The 20,445-nt window shown below is 72.3% G+C and carries 20 protein-coding genes; 10 read left to right on the top strand and 10 right to left on the bottom strand.

Features of this window, described 5'->3' with window-relative positions:
• A partial coding sequence (locus ACFXKZ_RS22255) for a hypothetical protein (protein ID WP_380002646.1) occupies nt 1-208 on the bottom strand: 208 nt, incomplete at its 3' end.
• A gap of 20 nt (nt 209-228) precedes the next feature.
• Here ACFXKZ_RS22255 and ACFXKZ_RS22250 point away from each other — a divergent pair.
• Nucleotides 229-1,668 (top strand): amidase, encoded by a 1,440-nt coding sequence (locus ACFXKZ_RS22250; protein ID WP_380002645.1) that lies wholly within the window; start codon nt 229-231, stop codon nt 1,666-1,668.
• Nucleotides 1,669-1,916: 248 nt separating this feature from the next.
• On the opposite strand, the gene ACFXKZ_RS22245 is transcribed toward ACFXKZ_RS22250, so the two are convergent.
• Entirely contained in the window at nt 1,917-2,327 is a 411-nt protein-coding gene (locus ACFXKZ_RS22245; protein WP_380002644.1) for a RidA family protein, read from the bottom strand.
• A 194-nt stretch (nt 2,328-2,521) separates the two neighbouring features.
• Here ACFXKZ_RS22245 and ACFXKZ_RS22240 point away from each other — a divergent pair, with 194 nt between their 5' ends.
• A complete protein-coding gene (locus ACFXKZ_RS22240) occupies nt 2,522-2,968 on the top strand; it encodes a MarR family winged helix-turn-helix transcriptional regulator (RefSeq protein WP_380002643.1) in 447 nt (148 codons plus the stop codon).
• 30 nt (nt 2,969-2,998) lie between these two features.
• On the opposite strand, the gene ACFXKZ_RS22235 is transcribed toward ACFXKZ_RS22240, so the two are convergent.
• Both ACFXKZ_RS22235 and ACFXKZ_RS22230 read right to left on the bottom strand, forming a co-directional pair.
• Nucleotides 2,999-3,520, bottom strand: a complete 522-nt coding sequence (locus tag ACFXKZ_RS22235) for a cupin domain-containing protein (protein WP_380002642.1) — start codon at nt 3,518-3,520, stop codon at nt 2,999-3,001.
• A gap of 95 nt (nt 3,521-3,615) precedes the next feature.
• A complete protein-coding gene (locus ACFXKZ_RS22230; RefSeq protein ID WP_380002674.1) occupies nt 3,616-4,023 on the bottom strand; it encodes a DUF2267 domain-containing protein in 408 nt (135 codons plus the stop codon).
• A 767-nt stretch (nt 4,024-4,790) separates the two neighbouring features.
• On the opposite strand from ACFXKZ_RS22230, the gene ACFXKZ_RS22225 reads away from it, so the two are divergent.
• The 5 genes from ACFXKZ_RS22225 to ACFXKZ_RS22205 all read left to right on the top strand — a co-directional run bounded on the left by ACFXKZ_RS22225 (nt 4,791) and on the right by ACFXKZ_RS22205 (nt 10,596).
• Entirely contained in the window at nt 4,791-6,227 is a 1,437-nt protein-coding gene (locus ACFXKZ_RS22225) for a hypothetical protein (protein WP_380002641.1), read from the top strand.
• Nucleotides 6,228-6,266: 39 nt separating this feature from the next.
• Nucleotides 6,267-8,273 (top strand): phosphocholine-specific phospholipase C, encoded by a 2,007-nt coding sequence (locus ACFXKZ_RS22220; protein WP_380002640.1) that lies wholly within the window; start codon nt 6,267-6,269, stop codon nt 8,271-8,273.
• Between the two features lie 266 nt (nt 8,274-8,539).
• Nucleotides 8,540-8,731, top strand: coding sequence for a hypothetical protein (locus tag ACFXKZ_RS22215; RefSeq protein WP_078981407.1), 192 nt, complete (start codon nt 8,540-8,542; stop codon nt 8,729-8,731).
• Nucleotides 8,724-9,695: a hypothetical protein gene (locus ACFXKZ_RS22210; protein WP_380002639.1), complete on the top strand. Its 972-nt coding sequence runs from the start codon at nt 8,724-8,726 to the stop codon at nt 9,693-9,695. The genes ACFXKZ_RS22215 and ACFXKZ_RS22210 overlap by 8 nt, the downstream gene beginning before the upstream one ends.
• A gap of 85 nt (nt 9,696-9,780) precedes the next feature.
• Nucleotides 9,781-10,596 (top strand): hypothetical protein, encoded by an 816-nt coding sequence (locus ACFXKZ_RS22205; RefSeq protein ID WP_380002638.1) that lies wholly within the window; start codon nt 9,781-9,783, stop codon nt 10,594-10,596.
• A 3-nt stretch (nt 10,597-10,599) separates the two neighbouring features.
• On the opposite strand, the gene ACFXKZ_RS22200 is transcribed toward ACFXKZ_RS22205, so the two are convergent.
• From ACFXKZ_RS22200 to ACFXKZ_RS22190, 3 genes are all read right to left on the bottom strand, one after another.
• The gene (locus tag ACFXKZ_RS22200; protein ID WP_380002637.1) at nt 10,600-11,379 is read right to left on the bottom strand and encodes a gamma-glutamyl-gamma-aminobutyrate hydrolase family protein; all 780 of its coding nucleotides are present in this window, start codon (nt 11,377-11,379) and stop codon (nt 10,600-10,602) included.
• Nucleotides 11,380-11,481: 102 nt separating this feature from the next.
• Entirely contained in the window at nt 11,482-12,945 is a 1,464-nt protein-coding gene (gene eat / locus ACFXKZ_RS22195) for an ethanolamine permease (RefSeq protein WP_380002673.1), read from the bottom strand.
• 319 nt (nt 12,946-13,264) lie between these two features.
• The gene (locus ACFXKZ_RS22190; RefSeq protein ID WP_380002636.1) at nt 13,265-14,008 is read right to left on the bottom strand and encodes a FadR/GntR family transcriptional regulator; all 744 of its coding nucleotides are present in this window, start codon (nt 14,006-14,008) and stop codon (nt 13,265-13,267) included.
• An 83-nt stretch (nt 14,009-14,091) separates the two neighbouring features.
• On the opposite strand from ACFXKZ_RS22190, the gene ACFXKZ_RS22185 reads away from it, so the two are divergent.
• The 3 genes from ACFXKZ_RS22185 (at nt 14,092) to ACFXKZ_RS22175 (ending at nt 17,669) form a co-directional block, all read left to right on the top strand.
• Nucleotides 14,092-15,459 carry a glutamine synthetase family protein gene (locus ACFXKZ_RS22185; protein WP_380002635.1) on the top strand — a complete coding sequence of 456 codons (1,368 nt, stop codon included), beginning with the start codon at nt 14,092-14,094 and terminating at the stop codon, nt 15,457-15,459.
• Nucleotides 15,460-15,530: 71 nt separating this feature from the next.
• The gene (locus ACFXKZ_RS22180) at nt 15,531-16,883 is read left to right on the top strand and encodes an aldehyde dehydrogenase family protein (protein ID WP_380002672.1); all 1,353 of its coding nucleotides are present in this window, start codon (nt 15,531-15,533) and stop codon (nt 16,881-16,883) included.
• A complete protein-coding gene (locus tag ACFXKZ_RS22175) occupies nt 16,884-17,669 on the top strand; it encodes a 3-oxoacyl-ACP reductase (protein WP_078981401.1) in 786 nt (261 codons plus the stop codon).
• Between the two features lie 137 nt (nt 17,670-17,806).
• On the opposite strand, the gene ACFXKZ_RS22170 is transcribed toward ACFXKZ_RS22175, so the two are convergent.
• The 3 genes from ACFXKZ_RS22170 to ACFXKZ_RS22160 all read right to left on the bottom strand — a co-directional run bounded on the left by ACFXKZ_RS22170 (nt 17,807) and on the right by ACFXKZ_RS22160 (nt 20,439).
• Nucleotides 17,807-18,595, bottom strand: coding sequence for an IclR family transcriptional regulator (locus tag ACFXKZ_RS22170; RefSeq protein WP_380002634.1), 789 nt, complete (start codon nt 18,593-18,595; stop codon nt 17,807-17,809).
• A 129-nt stretch (nt 18,596-18,724) separates the two neighbouring features.
• Complete coding sequence (locus ACFXKZ_RS22165) at nt 18,725-19,264, bottom strand: DUF1772 domain-containing protein (protein ID WP_380002633.1); 540 nt, start codon at nt 19,262-19,264, stop codon at nt 18,725-18,727.
• Nucleotides 19,265-19,461: 197 nt separating this feature from the next.
• Nucleotides 19,462-20,439: a hypothetical protein gene (locus tag ACFXKZ_RS22160; protein WP_380002632.1), complete on the bottom strand. Its 978-nt coding sequence runs from the start codon at nt 20,437-20,439 to the stop codon at nt 19,462-19,464.
• Nucleotides 20,440-20,445: the final 6 nt, after the last annotated feature.

The following is a 20,445-nucleotide window of genomic DNA, read 5'->3' as shown; positions in this document are numbered from 1 at the left end:
GCCGGGCCCGCCGCGCCGGCCGCGCCTGCCGGGCCCGCCGTGTCCGCCGAGCCGCCCGCGCCCGCTGCGCCTGTCGCGCCCGCTGCGCCCTTGCGTCCACCGCGCCCCGGACCCCGCGCCCGCGCTGCGCGCTGCGCGCTGGTTCGTTGCGGTGGCTGTTGTATTCCGGATTGCTTGATTGCATCATGCAGTTGATGGATTGAGTCAAGCGAAGCGAGGGTGCGCGCGATGGACACCGGTGAGTTGTTGGACGACCACGACGCCGTGGGGCTGGCCGATCTTGTTCGGCGGCGGGAGGTGTCGCCGGCGGAGTTGCTCGATGCGGTGCTGCGGCGGATCGAGGAGCGTGATCCGACGCTGCGGGCATTCGTATCGACACGTGTCGCGGCGGCCCGGGCGGAGGCGGCGGGGGAATTGTCCGACGGTCCGCTGCGAGGGGTGCCGTTCGCGGTGAAGGATCTCGGCTGCGACGTGGCCGGCATGGTGAGCAGTCAGGGCTCGCGGCTGTTCGCCGACGCGGTCGCGGCGCGGGACGGTGCGCTGACCACGCGGTACCGGCGGGCAGGGCTCGTCGTGGTCGGCAAGACGAACAGCCCCGAGTTCGGCAAGAACGCCAGTACCGAGCCGCTCCTGCACGGCCCCTCGCACAACCCCTGGCGGACCACGCACTCCACCGGGGGCTCCTCCGGCGGTTCGGCCGCCGCCGTGGCCGGGGGCATCCTGCCGGCCGCGCACGCCAACGACGGCGGCGGCTCGATCCGGATCCCGGCCGCCTGCTGCGGGCTGTTCGGGCTCAAGCCGTCGCGGGGCCGGGTGCCCGACGACCAGGGGCTGTCCGCCCTGGCCTACCCGCTGTCGATCGCGCACGCGGTCACCCGGACCGTCCGCGACTCGGCCGCGCTGCTCGACGTGGTCGCCGGACCGCTGCCCGGCGACCCGTACGCGGCCCTGCCGGCGCCGGCGGCCGGATCGTTCCTGGCCGCACTCGACACCGCGCCCACCCGGCTGCGGGTGGGCTTCGCGACGGCCAACGTGGACGGGGTCGCCGCGTACCCGGCGGCGGTGCGCGCGGTGGAGCGTACGGCCGCGCTGCTCGCCGAACTGGGCCATCGGGTCGAGGAGGCCGCGCCGGTGTGGGACGGACCGGCCACGGGGCAGGCGCTCGGGCAGGTGATGTCGGCGGCGACGCACGCTCAGATCGAGGACCGGTTGGCCGAACTGGGCCGGGAGTTGCGGGAGGACGACATCGAGCCGTTCACCCGGGTGATCCACGAGCGCACGGCGGCGATGCGGGGGCCGGATCTGGTGCGGGCGTTGCAGACCGTGGTGCGGATCGGACGGGAGGTGGCGCCGTTCTTCGAGGCGTACGACGTGTGGCTGAGCCCGACGTTGGGCGTGCCGGTACCCGAACTCGGCGTGCTGGACACGAGCGACCCGGCGAGCATGTACGCGCACGCCGCCAAGATGACCTGGTTCACCTCGGTGTTCAACGTGACCGGACTGCCGTCGGCGAGTGTGCCGGCGGGCTTCGACGAGGCCGGGTTGCCGGTGGCGATCCAGCTCACCGGCCGGCTCGGCGCCGAGGCGCAACTGCTCCGGATGGCCGCGCAGTTGGAGGAGGCCGCGCCGTGGCCCAAGCAGGCGCCGTGGCCGCCGGCGGTGGGGTGACGGCGGCGCCGTGGGGCGTGGTGGCGGTGCTCGGCGCCTGATGCCGACGCCGCCGCAGCCCCGGACGTTCGGGCGCGATCAGGATCGCCTTCGCCGCAGGAAGAGCCGGTTGAGCCGGAGCGTGGTCGGCAGGTCCGGCATCGCGTCGGGATGGACCCCCGCGCGGGATGGCGCGGGGGTCTGCGCGGCGCCCAAGTTGCCGGTTGTGTCCGGGAGTTGGCCGGACAGCCCGCCGCCGCGAAGCGTGCTCAGGCGGGCAGCGCCGCCGTGAGCTCGACCTCGACCAACTGCCCCGGGAAGCCGAGTTGCGCGACGCCGAGGAGCGTACTCGCCGTGGTGAACGCGGGTCCGAGGTCGGAGCGGGTGAGGCGGGCCCAGGCGGCGCCGAGGACCGCGCGGTCGGCGCTGACCACGTAGATGACGGAGCGAACGACGTGCTCCGGCCGGGCGTTCACCGCTCCGAGGGCGGCGAGCGCGTTCGCGGCCACCTGGTCGATCTGCGCGTCTAGATCGTCCGGGCCCACCAGCGCGCCGGATCGGTCGAGCGGGCACTGGCCGGACAGGAAAGCCGTTCGCCCGGCCTCCACCACCGCGATGTGGTGATAGCCGGGCGTCGGGTGCAGGTCGTCGGGGTTGATGCGCGTGATGTCGGTGCTCATGAGGGCGAGTCTGGCGATCGGGCGGAGGCGGCGCACCGGATTTTTCGGGCCGGTCGTGGCCCTTCTGAGGAGGTCGGCCGTCGAAAGATAATAGCCATGGACATGATAGCCATGTACTGTAATTGTCATCGGCTCGGCGATCACGAGCGCCACACCCGGCCCTCCCGGACCGCCTGACAACTTACGGAGCAACCATGACCACCACCGCATCCCCGGTCACCCCACGCGCCCTCGCGCTGGCGCACTACGCCGGGCGGGCCCTGCTGGAGCGGGTGTTGGCCCGCCACGGGGTCACCTTCCACCAGAGCGTCACGCTGCGGGTCGTCGCCGTCGCGGACGGGGCCGTCGGTCGCGACGAACTCGTCGGCGAGGTGACCGGTTCGCTGAAGGAGCCCGAGTCCGTGGTGCGCGGCGTCGTCGAGGAGCTGGTGGCCGCGAAGCTGGTCGAGGCGGACCCGGCGGACGCGGCCCGGCTCCGGCTCACCGGCGCCGGGCGCACGTTGTACGACACCACCACGGCCGAGACCGCCGGGATCTCCGCCCGCGTCTACGCCGACATCGCCCCCGAGGATCTGGCCGTCGCAGGCCGCGTCCTGGCCCTGATCACAGAGCACGCGAACGCCGAACTGGCCCGCGTCTGAAGGGCGTTCGGCGCGGTCGGCGGTGGCGGGTCAGTCGGCCGGGTGGAAGTCGTACGGGAGTTCGTCGTAGACGTAATAGACGCAGTCGGCGCCCGGTGCGCATTGGCCCCAGTGCACGGCCTTGCTCGGGTAGGACAGGAAGTCGCCGGCGCCGACGCGGTAGCGCTTGTGGCCCTCGACGTTCCAGAGCACGGTGCCCGACACGCCGACGACGTGTTCCGGGCTGGTGTGCCAGTGGGGGGCGAAGCGAGTGCCCGCCTCGAGCGTGAACATCGCCTCGGACGGGCCGGTCTTCGGGTCGCCGGTGAGTTGCACGTACGTGCAGCCGGCCAGGCCCTCGCACGGTGTGCCGACGCCGGGGCGGTGGTGGTGGTAGACGACCTTGTCGTACGCGGCGGCGGTGGGCGCGGTGTCGGCCGAGGCCGAAGGCGAGGCCGAGGCGACGCTGCCCACGCCGAGGGTCGGGGCGAGGGCCAGGACGGCCAGGAGGGCCCGGCTCCGCCGACGACGTCTCCCTGACCGGGTCCGTGCCCATGTACGCGTTCGTGGCATGACGACTCCCGAGAGTGCGCAGGCCCGAAACGGTATTCGGACCGTGGTCCGCTTAATTTAGCGGACTGTGGTCCGTTTGTCTTGTCCGTGCTGGGTCATTCGAGCGGTCGGCCCGGTCGAGGACGGCCGAAGAGCAGGTCGTAGCCGGGTGGCAGTTGCAGGAGCAGGCGGTTCATCAGGTCTTCGCCGGCGGCGTCGGCCACCACGCTCAGCACCGCCCCGACGTCCCACAGCGCGGTCTCGTCGGTGGCGCCGTCGATCCAGGCGCCGGTCGCGCGGACGAAGCGCTCCGCGCTGAGCGGTTCGTGTGCGGGGAGCGGGTTGAGCAGTACCAGCGCGCAGGTCTCCGGCAACCGCGGGGCCAGTTCGGCGCGTTCGGCGCCGACCAGGTGGGCGCCCAGGAGCGCGAGTACGACCCGGATGGCACGTTCGGCCTCTTCGGGCGAGGAGTATTCGCCCCGTTCCCGGACTGCCGCGAGGAATGCTTCCCATCGCATCGGCATGTGCATCGGACCTTCTTTTCCTATCGGTCTGCGGTGCTCGGGGCCGCCGGCGGGCACGGGGCGCCATGCCTCGGACCGTCGTTCGGCCCGGGTCGGTGCACGCGGCTTCGGGGCGGGAGCGGTGCGCCCGGGGGTCGGGGAAACCCCGGGACCGGCCGCCTCCGGGGCTCCCGCTCACGGAGCGGGTGCGTGCGGATGCGCGTCGGTATACGCGCGCCTCCTCGGGTCTCCGACGCGCATGGGTGACCCCATCTATTTAACTCTCCACCTGGCGCCGGCACGAACATTCGCGGCATCTCAGGACGGATTCCATCGCCGGGTGTCGGGCCGGTGTCGTTTTCCCGGGCCGCGGATTCACGCCGAGTGGCCTTCGGTGTCGGGACGTGACCGGTCGCCTGCCCTCGCTCGTGGGTTCGGGTGGTCCTCGGGTGCGCCGGGTCTTCCCGTGAAGCTCGTTCGGGTGTGCGCGGGCGTTCATGTGCCGGACATCGGTCGCCGGCCTACTGAGCCGAACCGTTTGGCCAACTCGACTTCTGCCTGGAGTACTTCCGTGCCCACCACCCGTGGCCGCGACATACCGGTCCCGGCCGGTCGCGCCGCCGCGCTCGGGCGCGGGTCGGGCATGGCGTGCGATTGCCGAGTGGTGGTCCTACGCGGCGCCGCCTGCCGGAACGTTCTCGGCTGAGTCTCCCCGAGTCGGTGTGCCGCACCACCCGGATGCCCCTCGTACCACTGCCACCTCCCCGTACCGGAAAGGAATCGACGACATGTCTGGGAGCTCGCTCATCCTTGTGCGCCCCACCGCGCCGAAGGAGGGTGATCAACTGACCTTCCGCTTCGCCACCGACGCGCCGCACCCGAAGAACTGGGTCGGGGTGTACGACGGCGCCCGCGTGCCGGGCAATGGGGGTTCGCTGGTCTGGAAGTACGTCACCGCCGCCGAGGGGGAGGTGACCCTGGAGACCCAGGGGCTCACCGACGGGCCGTACACCGCCTACCTGTTGGCCAAGGACGGCTACACGATCCTCGCGCGGAGCGCGCCGTTCGGCTTCGCGGCCCGACCGGTGCCACCGCGGCCCCGGTTCGCCGTCGACACCCTCACCACCTCGGCGGTCGCGGCGGGGGAGGCGACCGTGGTGCGGTTGGCCGGCCTGTGGACCGCGGCCGACGGGAAACAGAACGGCAGGGGCGTCACGTTCCGGGCCCGCGGCGGCGACGACTGGCTGAGCGTCGGCGCCGACGGCACCGTCATCGCGAAGGCCCCGCGCGCCGGCACGCACCACCCCGGCGTACTGACCGTCGAGGGCCGCGACGGCGTGACCGGCGCCACGTCGCAGCTCGCCGTCCAGGTGCCGGTGCGGCGCAACCCGCGCGGCATCGTGTTGAAGGTGGCCACCCTCGACGCCTGGGACGGGGGCCGGCACGTGGACGGCGCGCTCACCAAGCTGCTCCGACTCGTGCTCACCCAGGGCCTGGACGTGCTCGCGCTCCAGGACACCGGCGGCACGCTGGGCACTTCGCTGGCCGATGCGCTGGGGTGGGCGGTGTACGAGGACCCGGGAGGGCTCGCGCTGATCAGCCGGTATCCGCTCGCCGACACGCGGCCCGAGGATCGTGATCTGCCCGCGATCGCCGCCACGGTGCGGGCGCCGGGCGTGCGCGCCGTGCGGGTGTGGAACGCGCGGCTGGACGAGGGCGACTACGGGCCGCTCGGGATCCGGCGGGGGCGCACCCCCGCGCAGGCGGAGGCGGCCGAGTGGGCGAGCCTGCGCTACCGGCAGGCGCAGAACCTGGTCACCGCGATGGCCCCGGACCTGGGCGCGTCCCGGGACACCCCGGTGCTGCTCGCCGCCGCGCTGTCCTCGCCCTCGCACCTGGACTGGACCGTACGGACCGCCGGCAGCCACGGCACGACGGGCCCGGTGCGCTGGCCGGTCACCCAACTGCTCGACCAGGCCCGCCTCGTCGACGTCTTCCGAGCGGCGCACCGCGACCCGGTCCGCGAGCCCGGCAACACCTGGTCGCCGGTGGACCCGGCCCAGCCCCAGGACCGGATCGACGCGCTGTACACGGCCGGACCGCTGTCCGCCGACGAGGCGCACATCCTGGTCACCGGTTGGCCCAAGCCGATCCCGGACACGGCCGCGAACGGCTGGCCCAGCGACCATGCCGCCGCCGTGGCCACCTTCGGCGTCCGCGCCTGACTGCCCGTCAATTCCCCTTTCCCGAAAGGTCGCTTCGCCATGACCGAGTTCAGCCGCCGCTCCTTCGTGGGGGCCTCCGCGGCCGTCGGCGCGGCCGGCGCGGTGGGTCTCACCGCGACGCCCGCGCAGGCGGATCCGGATCCGGCCGTGGACGCCGCCCGCCGGCCCGCGCCGGGCAGCATCAAGGACGTGCGCCACGTGGTGATCCTGATGCAGGAGAACCGCAGCTTCGACCACTACTTCGGCGCCCTCGCGGGCGTGCGGGGCTTCGCCGACCGGCAGGGGCTGGTCCTGCCGGGCGGCGGCGACGTCTTCCGCCAGCCGCACCCGGGCCGCACCGACGGCGGCTATCTGCTGCCGTACCGGATGGACTCCACCAAGTACAACGCGCAGAATGCCGGCGGCCTCCCGCACGACTGGACCACCGGGCACACCGCGGTCAACAACGGCGCGCAGAACCGCTGGGTGGCGGCCAAGGGCGAGCGGTCGATGGGCTACTTCACCCGGGAGGACATCCCGTACCAGTACGCCCTCGCCGACGCGTTCACCGTCTGCGACGCGTACTTCACCTCGCTCAACGGGCCCACCGACCCGAACCGGCTCTACCTGTGGTCGGGCACGGCGGGACCCGGTCGGGACGGCACCACGGGGCCGTGGATCGACAACACCCCCGTGACGGACAACCCGGTCGCCGACTGGACGACCTACGCCGAGCGGCTCTCCGCCGCCGGGGTGAGCTGGCGGGTATACCACAACCCGAGCAAGGACGAGCGCTACGGCGACTACGACGACAACGGGCTGTCGTACTTCAAGCAGTTCCACACGTTCGCCAAGGACGACCCGCGGTATGTGAACGCGATGACCAAGTGGGACCTGAGCGCGTTCGACGCGCACTGCAAGGACGGCACCCTGCCGACGGTCTCCTGGCTGGTCGCACCGTACCTGTTCAGCGAACACCCCGATGCCGGGCCGAACTACGGGGCGCACTGGGTGAATACGGCGCTGCGCTCGATGTTCGCCAACCCCGAGGTGTGGAAGCACACCGTGTTCCTGCTGATGTACGACGAGAACGACGGCTACTTCGACCACGTGGTGCCGCCGATGCCGGAGCCGGGCACGCCCGAGGAGTTCGTCGGCGGGCGGCCGATCGGTCTCGGGTCGCGGGTGCCGCTGTGGGTGGTCTCGCCGTGGAGCCGGGGCGGGCGGGTGAACTCGCAGGTGGCCGACCACACGTCGGTGCTGCGCTTCCTGGAGACGGTGACGGGCGTCGCGGAGCCCAACATATCCGCGTGGCGGCGCACCGTCTGCGGCGACCTGACCTCGTGCTTCGACTTCGGCCGGCCCGACTTCACGATCCCGGCGCTGCCGGACACGAACGAGCTGATCGCCAAGGCGGACGCGGCCAAGGCGCTGCCCGGTGTGCGGTTGCCCGAGCCCGGCGCACAGCAGGTGCCGGTCCAGGAACCCGGCTACCGGCCGCATCGCCCGCTGCCGTATCGGCCGTGGGCGGACGCGACCGTGGACCGGAGCACCGGTCGGGTGGTGTGCACGCTGGTCAACGAGGGCACGGTGGGCTACCACTTCACCGTGTTCCCGAACATCGCGCTGCCGTTCGCCGGGACGCCGTTCACGGTGGCGGCCGGCAAGAACGCGACGTACGTGTGGGAGGCGGCGGGTACGGACGGAGCCTACGACTTCAGCGTGCACGGGGCGGACGGCTTCGTGCGACGCTTCGCCGGCACCGTGGTGCGCGAGCCGCAGCGCGACATCCCCGTACCGTCGGTCCGGGCCACGCTGCGCGGGCGCCGGCCGGACTCGGCGCGGCTCGACCTGCAGCTGGGCAACGACGGCGACACGGAAGTCCGCTTCACCATCACCCCGAACGACTTCGGCGGCACCGCGCGCGACCACTGGATCGGCTCGCGCGCCCACGACGCGGTCTCCTGGCCCACCGACGAACACGGCCGCTACGACATCACGATCACCGCCCCCGACGGCTTCACCCGCCGCTACGCCGGCACGGTCCACCCCGCCGAGCGCGACTGACCGGCCCGCCTTCCCCCGGCCCCGGCTGGACCGGGCCCGGGGGAGGCGGCTCGGGGTCGGCTCCCGGTCGCCGAGTCGGGCTCCGAGCCGTTTGCGATTCGGGCATCGAGGGCAAACGGCCCGGCGCGTGGCCGGGCGGTGTCGGGTGGAAACGGGAACCCGGTTGGCTTCTTTGGCTGTGAGTGCAACTGATCGGGGCAGTCTCAGCGTTGATGAACATGACGCACCGTTTCGGGTCGTCGCACCGTTCACAGTCAGGAGAGGCCATGACCGGTCCCTTGATCCTCGGCCGCAGGGCCCCGGTTCCCATGGGTGGGGCGCCCGTGCTGCCCCGTCACCACTACGACCCGGATCTGTGCGTCAACGTCACCGCGGGTGGGAAGCTGCTGATCCACGCGGTGAACTCCGGCACGTACACAGGCACGCAGGAACCCCGGGGTTACAAGAAGGATGACTGATCACGGCGCGGGCGTCGTGATCGTGGCCACCGAGGAGGATCTGACCGCCGACATGGTGGCGGCTCACCTCCTCGGCGGCCCGGCGGCCGTCCTGCGTCTGGACCCGGGGCGAATGCGCGAACGGCCGCTGGTCACCGGGCACTTCAGCGGCGGGCGCTGGCGCACCGTGCTGAGTTCCGGCACCGCGACGGTGACCCTGGACGAGCACTGCGCCGTCTACTGGCGCAAGCCCACCCGCCCCGACACGCTTGCCCCCGCCGAGGAGCGCTGGCGGGCGGACGAGAACACCACCGCGCTGCTGGGCCTGTTGCGCGCGCAGCCGCTGAAGGTGTGGATCGACGATCCCACCGTGGTCGAGGCATCGCGTCACAAACCCACCCAGCTACGGGCCGCCGCGCGGCGCGGCTTCACCGTGCCCGACACGCTGTTCACCAGTGACCCCGGGGCCGCGCGCGCGTTCATCGCCGCGCATCGGGACAAGGTCGTGGTCAAGGCGCTGACCCAGCGGCACACCACGTTCATCCCCACCACGCGCATCCGGCTCTCCGACGACCTGTCCGGGATCGCCGGCACCCTGCACTACCTCCAGGCCCTGGTCGAGGACCGGCTGTTCGACGCGCGGGTGACGGTCGTCGACGACCGGGTCTTCGCCGCGGCGATCAGCACCGACGGCGAACTGGACTGGCGCTCCGTGCCCGCCGACGCGTGCGAGCACCGGGTGATCACCCCGCCGCCGGACCTGGCGCGGGCCTGCGTCGAGCACGTGCGCGATCTCGGACTCACCTACGCCGCCCTGGACTTCGTGGTCACCGCCGCCGGGTGGACCTACCTGGAGACCAACTGCGTCGGCGAGTTCGGCTGGATCGAGAGCGCGACCGGGCTGCCGATATCCGCCCGGATCGCACACACCCTGCGGCACGGCCGCAGCCGACCGAGCGACCCCCTCCGCGCCGTCTGCGGCTGAGCGCGCGCCCACCGCGTGACCCGAAGACCCGCCGTCATCCCCCCAGGCCGTCCACGGTGTCCCGGGCGCCTGCGAAGATCGGGGAATGGATCCGCTGCTCGCCGCCGCGCTGGACGCCCTCGGCATCGCCGACCGTCCGCGTCCGCTGACCGCGCACCACACCAACGCGTGGCGGGCGGGACAGTGGCGGATCAAGACCGCAGAGAGCCCGGCGGAGGCCGTCCCGCTGCGCCACGAGGCGCGGGCGCTGACGCTGTTGCGCAAGCAGGGGCTGTACCCGGTCTCGGGCACCTATGGGCACGTGGGCGCCGGGCTGTGGACCGCGGTGGAGTGGCGGCCGGGGGTGACCCTGTGGCGATGGTGCGCCTCCGCCCGACGCGGCGGCCCCGGCCGGGCGCATCACCTGCCGGTCCTGGCGCACCGGGCGTTCGCGGGGCTGGCCCGGCTGCACGCGGCGGGCTGGCATCACGGCGACATCCAGCCGATGAACATCCTGGTCACCCCGGGCGGCGAGATCGAGTTCATCGACCACGACCTCGCCCAGCATCCCGACCTGCTCCCGCTGTCGGTGCCCTATCGGGGCGGCATGGACCTGACCACCGCGCCCGAGATAGCCAGGCGCCTCCTGGACACCGGGCCCGGCGAGCACATCGAGCTCAGCGACGCCGCCGAGGTGTACAGCCTCGGCGCCTCCTTCCGGGCCGCGTGGACCGGTCGCCCGCCCGCCACCGACCGGCAGGTCGGCGACGGGGTCGGCGCCGCCGACATCCTGGAGGACATCGCCACCGGCCGGCGCCGCACACCGCTGGTCGACGCCCGGCCGTGGGCGGATCCCGATCTGGAGTCGCTGATCGAGGCGACCATGTCCCTCGACCCGGCCCGGCGCGCCAAGGGCCTGTGAGGCTCAGGCCACCGGCGAGGGGAAATCGGTGATCGTCGCGGTGTGCGGCGCCGTCTCGGGCCGTCGGGCGGAGACCAGGTGCGGCCGGCGCGCGGCGGCGACCAAGGCGTCGGCGACGCGCGTGTCCCGGCCCGCCTCGGGGTGCCACTGCACGCCGAGCACGAAGCCGTCGCCCGGCAGCTCCACGGCCTCCACGATGCCGTCCCGGGCCCGGGCGCCCACCACGAGCCCGTCCCCGAGCCGGTCCACCGCCTGGTGGTGGTAGGTCGGCACCTCGTACGGCTCCGCGCCCAGCGATCCGAACAGCGTGCCGGGGAGCGGTTCCACCACGTGCGCGGCCAGTGTCCCGGGCGGGCCGGAGTGCTCGCCGTGGCCGACCACGTCCGGCAGGTGCTGGATCAGCGTGCCGCCGAGCACCACGTTGAGCAACTGCATGCCCCGGCAGATGGCCAGGAGCGGCGTGTTCGATCCGAGGGCCGCCTCGATCAGCGCGATCTCCCAGACGTCGCGCGCATCGTTGGTCGGCCCGGTCCGCGGATGCGGCTGCGCGCCGTAGCGCTGCGGCCGCACGTCCGGCCCGCCCGCGATCACCACCGCGTCCACCCGCGCCACCGTCTCGGCCGCCGCCTCGGGCTCGTCCGGCGGCAGCAGGACCGCCAGGCCGCCGGCGCGCCGGAAGTACGTCGGGTAGTCGAGCGGGACCAGGACGGCGGGCTGGTGCCACGCGCCCCAGCGGACGGATTCCTCGTGGTAGGTGCTGATACCGATCAGGGGCTTGGGCATGGCGGGTGGCTCGGTTCCTCACGGTGCGCGGCGGACGGGGGCCGGGGTTCGGTGGGGTCGGGGCTCGGGGGTCCACGGGTCGGTATGGGGCGGGCGCCGGGGTCAGTCCCGGTCGAGTTCGGCCTCGGCGGCGGCCAGCGCCGCGAACTCCTCCTCCGGCGCGTTCGCCACCAGACGATGCCGGCTGTACAGCGCGAAGTACGCGAGCGCGACCGCGTACACACCCAGCGCGATGAACGCGGCCTCCTTGTCCACCAGGAACGTGGCGACCAGCGCGGAGCAGGCGAGTACGAAGGCCACCGACGAGGTGAGGCTGCCGCCGGGCGTGCGGTACGGCCGGGGCAGATCGGGTTCGCGGCGGCGGAGCACGATGTGCGACAGCGACATCAGCGCGTACGAGATCGTCGCGCCGAACACCGCGATGTTGAGCATCCGGGCGCCGTCCCCGCTCCAGGCGGCCAGCGTGAAGCCTAGCGCCCCGGGGACCACCAGGCCGAGCCACGGCGCCTTGCGGCGGCTGGTCAGGGACAGGAAACGGGGCAGGTAACCGGCTCGGGACAGGGCGAACAGCTGCCGCGACCCGGCGTAGATCAGCGAGAAGAACGAGGCCACCAGGCCGGCCAGACCCGCGTAGTTGACGAACCGGCTCAGCGCGGTCGGATCACCGTCGCCCTGGAGCGCCGTCACCAGTGGGTTGCCCGCGTCCAGGACCGCGTTCGACCCGTGCGCCCCGGTCGCGGCCAGGAAGGTGAGCACGGCCAGCAGCAGCAACACGCCGATCGACAGGCCCATCGCCTTGGGCAGCGTACGGGCCGGATCCTTCGTCTCCTCGGCGGCCAGCGGCACCCCCTCCACGCCCAGGAAGAACCACATCCCGAACGGGAACGCCGACCAGATGCCGAGCAGGCCGAACGGCAGCCACGAGTTGGCGCCGAGCGCGTCGTGATCTACCGGGATGTCGTTCAGCCCGCCGCCGTCGAACTCGGTGAACGCGCCGACCGCGAAGATGAGCAGCGCGGCCACCGCGATGCCGGTCACCACGAAGCTGAACCGCAGCGCCTCGCCGACGCCCCACAGGTGGATGCCGATGAAGATCACGAAGCAGGCGAGGTAGACCGGCCACGACGACTCCAGGCCGAACAGGTTCAGCGACTCCACATAGTCGCCGATGAAGATCACGATCGCGGCCGGGGCCAGGACGTACTCGATCAGGATCGCGGTCCCGGTCAAAAAGCCGCCCCAGGTCCCGAGGGCGCGGCGCGCGAAGCCGTAGCCGCCGCCCGCCGCGGGCAGGATCGAGGCCAACTCGGCCAGCGAGAACACCATGCACGTGTACATCAGGCCCATCAGCGCGGCGGCGATCGCCAGCCCGCCGAAGCCGGCCTCGGCCAGGCCGTAGTTCCACCCGGAGAAGTCGCCCGAGACCACGTAGGCCACACCCAGGCCGGTCAACAGCAGCCAACCGGCGCTGCCGCGGCGCAGGGTGCGCTTCTCCAGGTAGGTGTCCGCCGTGCCGGTCGCGGCGGTCGTGTCGGTGCCGCCGCCCTGCTTCGTGCGCGCTGCCATGTCGTCGACCACGAGCCACTCCTGACGGGAGGGAGGGTGAGGGGGAGGGGTGATTATTGGTTCGAGCGCATACCTTTGCCGGTCGAGTCGGGGCGGCGCAAGACCCCGGGGCGAATCGATATCGACACACGAAACGCCCGACGGCCCCGAAAGCGGGCGTCGCGGGACGCCGGCACGGGGCCGTCGCGGGATGCCCGGAAAGCCTGTCGCGGGGGCGGCAGGGGGGTCGTGGGGTGTGCGCCGAGGCGATGCGGCCGGGCGCGGAAGACCCTCACGCGCCCCGCGGTCGGCATCGACCAAGCCGCCCCGTCGCCCCCCGTCAGGCCAGAAAACCGCGCAGCAGGGCCGCCGTTCCCGCGCAGTGTTCGCGCATCACCTCGGCCGCCGCGTCCGGGTCGCCCTCCAGGATCGCCTCGACCAGCGCGGTGTGCTGATGCTGCGAATGCTCCAGATTGCGCACCAGCAACGGGATACAGTCCAACAGATCGTTCACGGTGGCCCGAACCGCCGCGTACTGGGCGGCCAGCGAGGGCGAACCGCACAACTCCGCGAGGGTCAGATGCAGCAGCGTGTCGCAGCGCCGATACTCCGCCAGCGGCGCGTCCCGGGTCCGGTCGAGCGCCGCCCGCAACCGCGAGGCCTGCGCCTCGTCCAGGCCCTGCGCCGCGCACAGCCCCGCCGCGCCCACCTCCAGCACCTCGCGAAAGCGCAGCGTGTCCTCCACGTCCACCCGCGCGATCCGCCGCCGCAGCTCGGCCGCCGAGCCGTCGCCCACCGGCCCCGGGCGCTCACGCACGAAGGTGCCGCCGTAGCGTCCCCGGCGGCTCTCCACGATGCCCTGGTCGGCCAGTACCTTCAGCACCTCGCGCAGGGTCACCCGGCTGACCCCCAGTCGATCGGCCAGTTCGCGCTCGGCCGGCAGTCGGCCGCCGTCCGCGACCAGGCCGAGCCGGATCACCTGGAGAATCTGCTCCAGCGCCTCCTCGAAGCCGTTGCCCGCGCGAACCGGGCGCAGCAGCGGCGACAACCGGTCCCGGCGGTCCGCCCCCGATCCCTCGGCCACGATCCCTCCCCTCCAGCTCTTCCCAATCAATGGTTCACGGCCATACCTTATGGCTTCCGGTTGGACCGACAGGAGGCATTCCCTTGGCAGACCGAACGCCCCCGCTGTCCGTCGACGAGCTGCGCGCACTCGTCGACACCGGGGAAATCGACACGGTAGTCCTGGCCTTCACCGACATGCAGGGCAGGCTCCAGGGCAAGCGCTTCGCCGCCCGGTTCTTCCTCGACGACACGCTCTCCCACGGCACCGAGGGCTGCAACTACCTCCTCGCCGTGGACACCGACATGAACACCGTCTCGGGCTATGCGATGTCGTCCTGGGAGCGCGGCTACGGCGACTTCGTGCTGCGCCCCGACCTCGCCACCCTGCGCCGCACCCCCTGGCACCCCGGCACCGCCCAACTGACCGCGGACCTCGTGTGGCACGACGGCTCCCCGGTCGTGGCCTCGCCGCGCCAGATCCTGCGCCGCCAACTCGACCGGCTCGCCGAACGCGGCTGGACCGCGCACGCCGGCACCGAACTCGAGTTCATCGTCTTCAAGGACACCTACGAAGCCGGCTGGGACCGCGCCTACCGCGGGATGACGCCGGCCAACCAATACAACGTCGACTACTCGATCCTGGGCACCGGCCGGGTCGAACCACTGCTGCGCCGCATCCGCAACGAGATGGGCGCGGCCGGGATGACCGTCGAGTCGGCCAAGGGCGAATGCAACCTCGGCCAGCACGAGATCGCCTTCCGCTACGACGAGGCACTGGTCACCTGCGACCAGCACACCGTCTACAAGACCGGGGCCAAGGAGATCGCCGCGCAGGAGGGCATGTCGCTCACCTTCATGGCCAAGTACGACGAGCGCGAGGGCAACTCGTGCCACATCCACCTGTCCCTGCGGGACGAGGCCGGCCGGCCCGTGCTCGCGGACGAGGCCGGCGCCTACGGGATGTCGAAGACGATGCGGCACTTCCTGGCCGGACAATTGGCCGCGATGCGCGAGTTCACCCTGCTGTACGCCCCCAACATCAACTCGTACAAACGTTTCCGTCCCGGCTCGTTCGCGCCGACCGCCGTCGCGTGGGGCCCGGACAACCGCACGTGTGCGCTGCGGGTGGTCGGACACGGCCACGCGCACCGCTTCGAGAACCGCCTCCCGGGCGGCGACGTCAACCCCTACCTCGCGGTCGCGGGGATGATCGCCGCCGGGCTGTACGGCATCGAGCACGAACTGGATCCGGGCGAGGCGTGCACGGGCAACGCCTACACGGGCGACGCGCCGCACGTACCGGGCACGTTGCGCGAAGCCGCCGAGTTGTGGGCGCAGTCCACGATCGCCCGGGACGCCTTCGGCACGGAGGTGGTGGAGCACTACCTCCACATGGCGCGCGTCGAACAGGACGCGTACGACACCGCGGTCACCGACTGGGAGCGCTTCCGCTCCTTCGAACGTATGTGAGGATCGGAACGTTGTCCGAACACCAGGCACCCGACGACCGATTCACGTCGGACGGGCCGCACGAGCACGACATCATCGACCCGACCACCGAGGAGATCGTCGCCACCGTCGCGGCCACGCCCGCCGCCGAGGTGGACGCGGCGGTGGCCCGCGCCGCCCGGGCCGCGGAACAGTGGGCGGCCCGCGCCCCCGGGGACCGGGCCCGCGTACTGCGCCGGTTTGCCGTAGTGGTGGACGAACACCTGGAGGAACTGGCCCGGTTGGAGGTCCGCGAGGCCGGACACCCGATCGGCAACGCGCGTTGGGAGGCGGGCAACGTCCGCGACCTGCTCGACTACGCCGCGGGCGGGGCCGAACGGCTGAACGGCCGGCAGATTCCGGTGGCCGGCGGCCTCGACGTCACCTTTCACGAACCGCTTGGCGTGGTCGCGGTGATCGCGCCGTGGAACTTCCCGATGCCGATCGCCGGTTGGGCCCTGGCCCCGGCGCTCGCGGCCGGCAACGCCGTCCTGCTCAAACCCGCCGAGACCACCCCGCTGACCGCGCTGCGCCTGGCCGAACTGGGCCTGGCGGCGGGGCTTCCGGAGGGACTGTTCCAGGTGCTGCCGGGCGCGGGACCGGTGACCGGACGGGCCCTGGTGGAGCACCCGGGCGTGGCCAAGGTGGTGTTCACCGGCTCCACGGCCGTGGGCAAGGACATCATGGCCCGCTGCGCCGCCGGGCTGAAGCGGATCACCCTCGAACTCGGCGGCAAGAGCCCGAACATCGTCTTCGCCGACGCGGACGTCGAGGCCGCCGCGGCCGCCGCCCCCGGCGGATTCCTGGACAACACCGGGCAGGACTGCTGTGCGCGCACCCGGATCCTGGTGCAGCGTTCGGTGTACGACCGGTTCCTGGAACTGCTCGAACCGGCGGTACGGGCCTTCCGGGTCGGCGATCCGAACGACCCCGACACGCACATGGGGCCGCTGATCTCTGCGGCCCACCGCGAGCGGGTGCGCTCGTATGTGCGCGAGGACGCGCCGGCCGTGATCCGCGGCGAGGTGCCGGCCGGCAAGGGCTTTTGGTATCCGGCCACGGTGCTCGCCCCGGAGTCCGCGGCGGACCGTACCGCCGTCGAGGAGATCTTCGGCCCCGTGGCCGTCGTGTTGCCGTTCGACGACGAGGCCGACGCGGTACGGCTCGCCAACGCCACCGCGTACGGCCTGTCCGGATCCCTGTGGACCCGCGACGTCGGGCGCGCGCTGCGCGTTTCGCGGGCCGTTCGGGCCGGGAACCTGTCGGTCAACTCGCACAGCAGTGTCCGCTATTCGACCCCCTTCGGCGGGTTCGGGCAATCGGGCCTGGGCCGCGAACTGGGTCCGGATGCCCTGGTCGCCTTCACCGAGACGAAGAACGTGTTCATCAGCACCGAGGAGAACTAAGTGACCGAGCAGACCCCCGTGTGCCGCCGCCTGGTCGGCCGTACCGCCGTCGTCACGGGAGCGGGCAGCGGAATCGGCCTGGCCACCGCCCGGCGACTGGCCTCCGAGGGCGCCAACGTGGTGTGCGCCGACATCGACGAGGCGTCGGGCAAGGCTGCCGCCGCCGAGGTGGGCGGCCTGTTCGTCCGGGTCGACGTGACGAACGAGGAACAGGTCGAGGCGCTGTTCAAGGCCGCGTTCGACGCCTACGGCTCGGTGGACGTCGCGTTCAACAACGCCGGCATCTCGCCGCCCGACGACGACTCGATCCTGACCACCGGCCTGGACGCCTGGCGCCGGGTCCAGGAGGTCAACCTGACCTCGGTGTTCCTGTGTTGCAAGGCCGCGCTGCCGTACATGCGCCGGCAGGGCCGCGGCTCGATCATCAACACCGCGTCGTTCGTCGCGGTGATGGGCGCGGCGACCTCGCAGATCTCCTACACCGCGTCCAAGGGCGGCGTGCTCGCCATGTCGCGCGAGTTGGGCGTGCAGTTCGCCCGCGAGGGCATCCGGGTCAACGCGCTCTGCCCGGGACCGGTGAACACCCCGCTGCTGAAGGAGTTGTTCGCCAAGGACCCCGAGCGGGCCGCGCGCCGCCTGGTGCACATCCCGGTGGGCCGGTTCGCCGAGCCCGAGGAACTGGCCGCCGCGGTCGCGTTCCTGGCCAGCGACGACGCGTCGTTCGTGAACGCGGCCGAATTCCTGGTCGACGGCGGCATCGCCGGGGCGTACGTCACCCCGATGTAGCCCATCCCATCCGCGGGTTCGACCCGCCGGTGAGCACCCGGGGGCGCGATCACGCCGACGCGCCCGCGGGTTGGCCGCCGCCGATCGTTCGCGCCGTACGCGACCGGTCGGCGGCGGCATGTCGCGCATGTCGCACGTCAGCGCCCGATCGTCGCGATCTCCGCGGAGGGCGCGGCGTGCGTGGCCGCGAAGGCCCGGTCGATGTCGAGGGCCGCGGAGCGCAGCGGGCGGGCCGCGCGGTGCGCGTCGAAGGAGCCGATGCGGCCGGTGATGCCGATCATTCCGACCAACTCACCGTCCGGAGCGTGTAGTCCGGTGGCCACACAGGAGTAGCCGAGCAGACACTGCTCCTGCTCGATCGCGGTCCCGGTGTCGCGGACCACGTCGACCGCGGCGTCGAGCCGTGCCCACGAACCGGCCGCGTAGCGGGTGAGCGGAGCCGGCGGGCGGGCGCGCAGGTGCTCGACCAGGTCCGGCCGACGGGTCATCAGCACCCGGCCGGCGGCGGTGTTCGGGAAGGCGGGGCTGTCGATCGGCAGCGGCCAGCCGCCGCGCCGCACGTCCTGGGCCCGGTTGGCGCCGAATGCGGTGCCCACCAGAGTCAGGGCCGTGTCGGTGAACGTATTGATCCAGACGATCTCCCCGGTGCGGGCGAAGAGATCCTGGACATGCGGGGTGCCGATGCGATGCAGGCCCTGCTGCGCCGCGGCACGCATGCCCAGATCCAGTAATCGGCTGCCGAGCCGATAACGGTGGCCGCAACGGTCCAACAATCTGCGGCGAACCAGATCGTGTGCGATGCGTCGCACGGTCGGCTTGGGGATCGTGGTGCGGCGGGTCAGTTCGGCCAGCGAAACAGGGGTGCGCTGGGCGGCGACCGCGTCGAGTACCGCGATGACACGTCCGGTGACGGTGTGATCGTCCATTGGCCCACTATGACCGCGCTTCGGCGCTGCCGCTCGGGTACCGGGGTCACTCAGTGACCCGTCCGGCCGGCACCCGAACACTCGTGCGCCACGCTCGTGCGTTCGCCGTCGATTTCGGTCGGGCCGAGGTCAGACGCGGTTACGGCGGTGCAGGCGGACAGCCTTGACCGAGGCGTAGGCGGCGATGGTGGAGAGGGCGGCGCGGATGCCGTTCCAGATGTTCCAGGTGGTCTCGAAGTCGGTGCGGGTCTTGGTGGGGTCGGCGCTGCCGGCGTGGGCGAGCATCTGGTTGAGGGGGACGTTGATGCCCGAGGTGGTCAGGACCGTGGTGGTGTAGAGGGCCAGGGCGGCGAGGGCCCACTTCATGGCGGTGCCGCCGCCGAGCTTGCGGAGCTTCCAGGCGGCGACGGCGGGGGCGGCCATGGCGGCGGTGAAGACCGCGAAGAACAGCGGGTTCTCGATGCCGGTGTTGATGTCCTGCATGGTGGTCACGAAGTCGGCGTCGCTCTTGGTGCCGAGCCACGGCATGACGACCGCGGAGAACGCGACGTAGGTGCCGGCCATCAGGGTGTTCGCGACGGCGCCGGCGGTCAGCCAGCGGCCGACGGTGTCACGGGTGCGGGCCTTGGCGGTCGAGCCGGCGACGAGCGTGTTGTCGATGGCAGCCATGATGAACTCCCTTGTGGCGATGAGGTGTTGGGCGTTGGAACGGTGGCTTTCCAGGTGGTCCGCCGTGCCGTTCTTTCCGACACCTCAAGATTCGCGGGTGCGCCGGCTTCGAACAACGGCCGATCCCGGAACCGGGGTTAACCCAGGGGTTATCGATGCGACGAGGGGCCGGGGCGCGCGCGGCCGGTGGCGCCGGGTCAGGCCGACCATGCTCCCGATCGTGGGGCGTGGTCGAACAGGGCGAGGCCCGGCCCGGGGCCGATGGTCAGGAACGGGCGGGGCTCGGTGCCGTCGAGTTCGGTGCTCACCAGCCGTACGCCGGCCACGTCGGGGTCGATGTTCTCGCGTTGGATCACCCGGCCGTCGACGGCGGCCAGCCGGTCGAGCCAGGCGAGTTCCGGGTCGTGCCGGTCGATCTCGCCGGTGTTCGGGCGGGCCAGGAACACGGGTGGTGTGTCCGTGTCGAACTCGTCCGGGGTGAGCAGCAGTTCGTCCGGGCCGAGCCAGCCGCCGTTGGCGCCGGGCAGGGCCACCATGCCCTCGTGGCGGCTGACGACGCGGCCGTCGCGGGCGTCGATCACCACGGTCCGGCCGTCCGCGTCGTGGGTGTCGTAGGTGACGGCCAGCCGGCGAGCGTCGGGCGACCAGCCGAGCCAACCGCTGAGGATGCTCATGCCCTCGGTCGACCACAGGCGCCGCCGGGCACCGGTGCGGATGTCGAGCATCGAGACCAGTACGTCGTCGTCGAGGTCGCCCAGCGTGGCCAGCGAGAACCCGTCCGGGGAGAGCACGGCCTGTCGGTCGAGGCCGTCGGCGCGGGCGTCGAACGTGCGCTGTTCGCCGGTGGCCAGCGTGTGCACGACCAGCCGGCGGGCCGACCGCCACCGCGAGCCGGCGCGGAAGACGACGTGGGTTCCGTCGGGCGACAACGACAACGCTTCGGTCTCGGGGCCGCGTGGCCGACCCGGTATCCCGACGAAATCGCCGGTGTCGGCGTCCAGGACGACCGTGCGCCGGCCGCGCCCGTGACCCACGACGAGCAACAGCCGGGCGCGGCGGATCACCCGCTCGCGTACCTCGACCGTCGTCAATTCCCAGGGAGGACGAACCACCACGATGCCCCTGCGCTTCCTGTCCGTTGCCGGCGGCCGGTGTACGCCGCCGGCCCTTCGCATGATCGC

The sequence above is a fragment of the Embleya sp. NPDC059237 genome (assembly GCF_042754105.1).
Taxonomy (GTDB): domain Bacteria; phylum Actinomycetota; class Actinomycetes; order Streptomycetales; family Streptomycetaceae; genus Embleya.
The sequence above is the reverse complement of the archived record's forward strand: the minus strand, read 5'-3'. Positions and strand labels throughout refer to the sequence as shown.

Coding starts and splice junctions, on each gene's coding strand:
- ACFXKZ_RS22210 (WP_380002639.1), top strand. CDS start 8,724: ATGACTGATCACGGCGCGGGCGTCGTGATCGTGGCCACCGAGGAGGAT.
- ACFXKZ_RS22235 (WP_380002642.1), bottom strand. CDS start 3,520: ATGCCACGAACGCGTACATGGGCACGGACCCGGTCAGGGAGACGTCGT.
- ACFXKZ_RS22220 (WP_380002640.1), top strand. CDS start 6,267: ATGACCGAGTTCAGCCGCCGCTCCTTCGTGGGGGCCTCCGCGGCCGTC.
- eat (WP_380002673.1), bottom strand. CDS start 12,945: ATGGCAGCGCGCACGAAGCAGGGCGGCGGCACCGACACGACCGCCGCG.
- ACFXKZ_RS22245 (WP_380002644.1), bottom strand. CDS start 2,327: ATGAGCACCGACATCACGCGCATCAACCCCGACGACCTGCACCCGACG.
- ACFXKZ_RS22200 (WP_380002637.1), bottom strand. CDS start 11,379: ATGCCCAAGCCCCTGATCGGTATCAGCACCTACCACGAGGAATCCGTC.
- ACFXKZ_RS22215 (WP_078981407.1), top strand. CDS start 8,540: ATGACCGGTCCCTTGATCCTCGGCCGCAGGGCCCCGGTTCCCATGGGT.
- ACFXKZ_RS22165 (WP_380002633.1), bottom strand. CDS start 19,264: ATGGCTGCCATCGACAACACGCTCGTCGCCGGCTCGACCGCCAAGGCC.
- ACFXKZ_RS22250 (WP_380002645.1), top strand. CDS start 229: ATGGACACCGGTGAGTTGTTGGACGACCACGACGCCGTGGGGCTGGCC.
- ACFXKZ_RS22205 (WP_380002638.1), top strand. CDS start 9,781: ATGGATCCGCTGCTCGCCGCCGCGCTGGACGCCCTCGGCATCGCCGAC.
- ACFXKZ_RS22160 (WP_380002632.1), bottom strand. CDS start 20,439: ATGCGAAGGGCCGGCGGCGTACACCGGCCGCCGGCAACGGACAGGAAG.
- ACFXKZ_RS22225 (WP_380002641.1), top strand. CDS start 4,791: ATGTCTGGGAGCTCGCTCATCCTTGTGCGCCCCACCGCGCCGAAGGAG.
- ACFXKZ_RS22170 (WP_380002634.1), bottom strand. CDS start 18,595: ATGGACGATCACACCGTCACCGGACGTGTCATCGCGGTACTCGACGCG.
- ACFXKZ_RS22240 (WP_380002643.1), top strand. CDS start 2,522: ATGACCACCACCGCATCCCCGGTCACCCCACGCGCCCTCGCGCTGGCG.
- ACFXKZ_RS22230 (WP_380002674.1), bottom strand. CDS start 4,023: ATGCCGATGCGATGGGAAGCATTCCTCGCGGCAGTCCGGGAACGGGGC.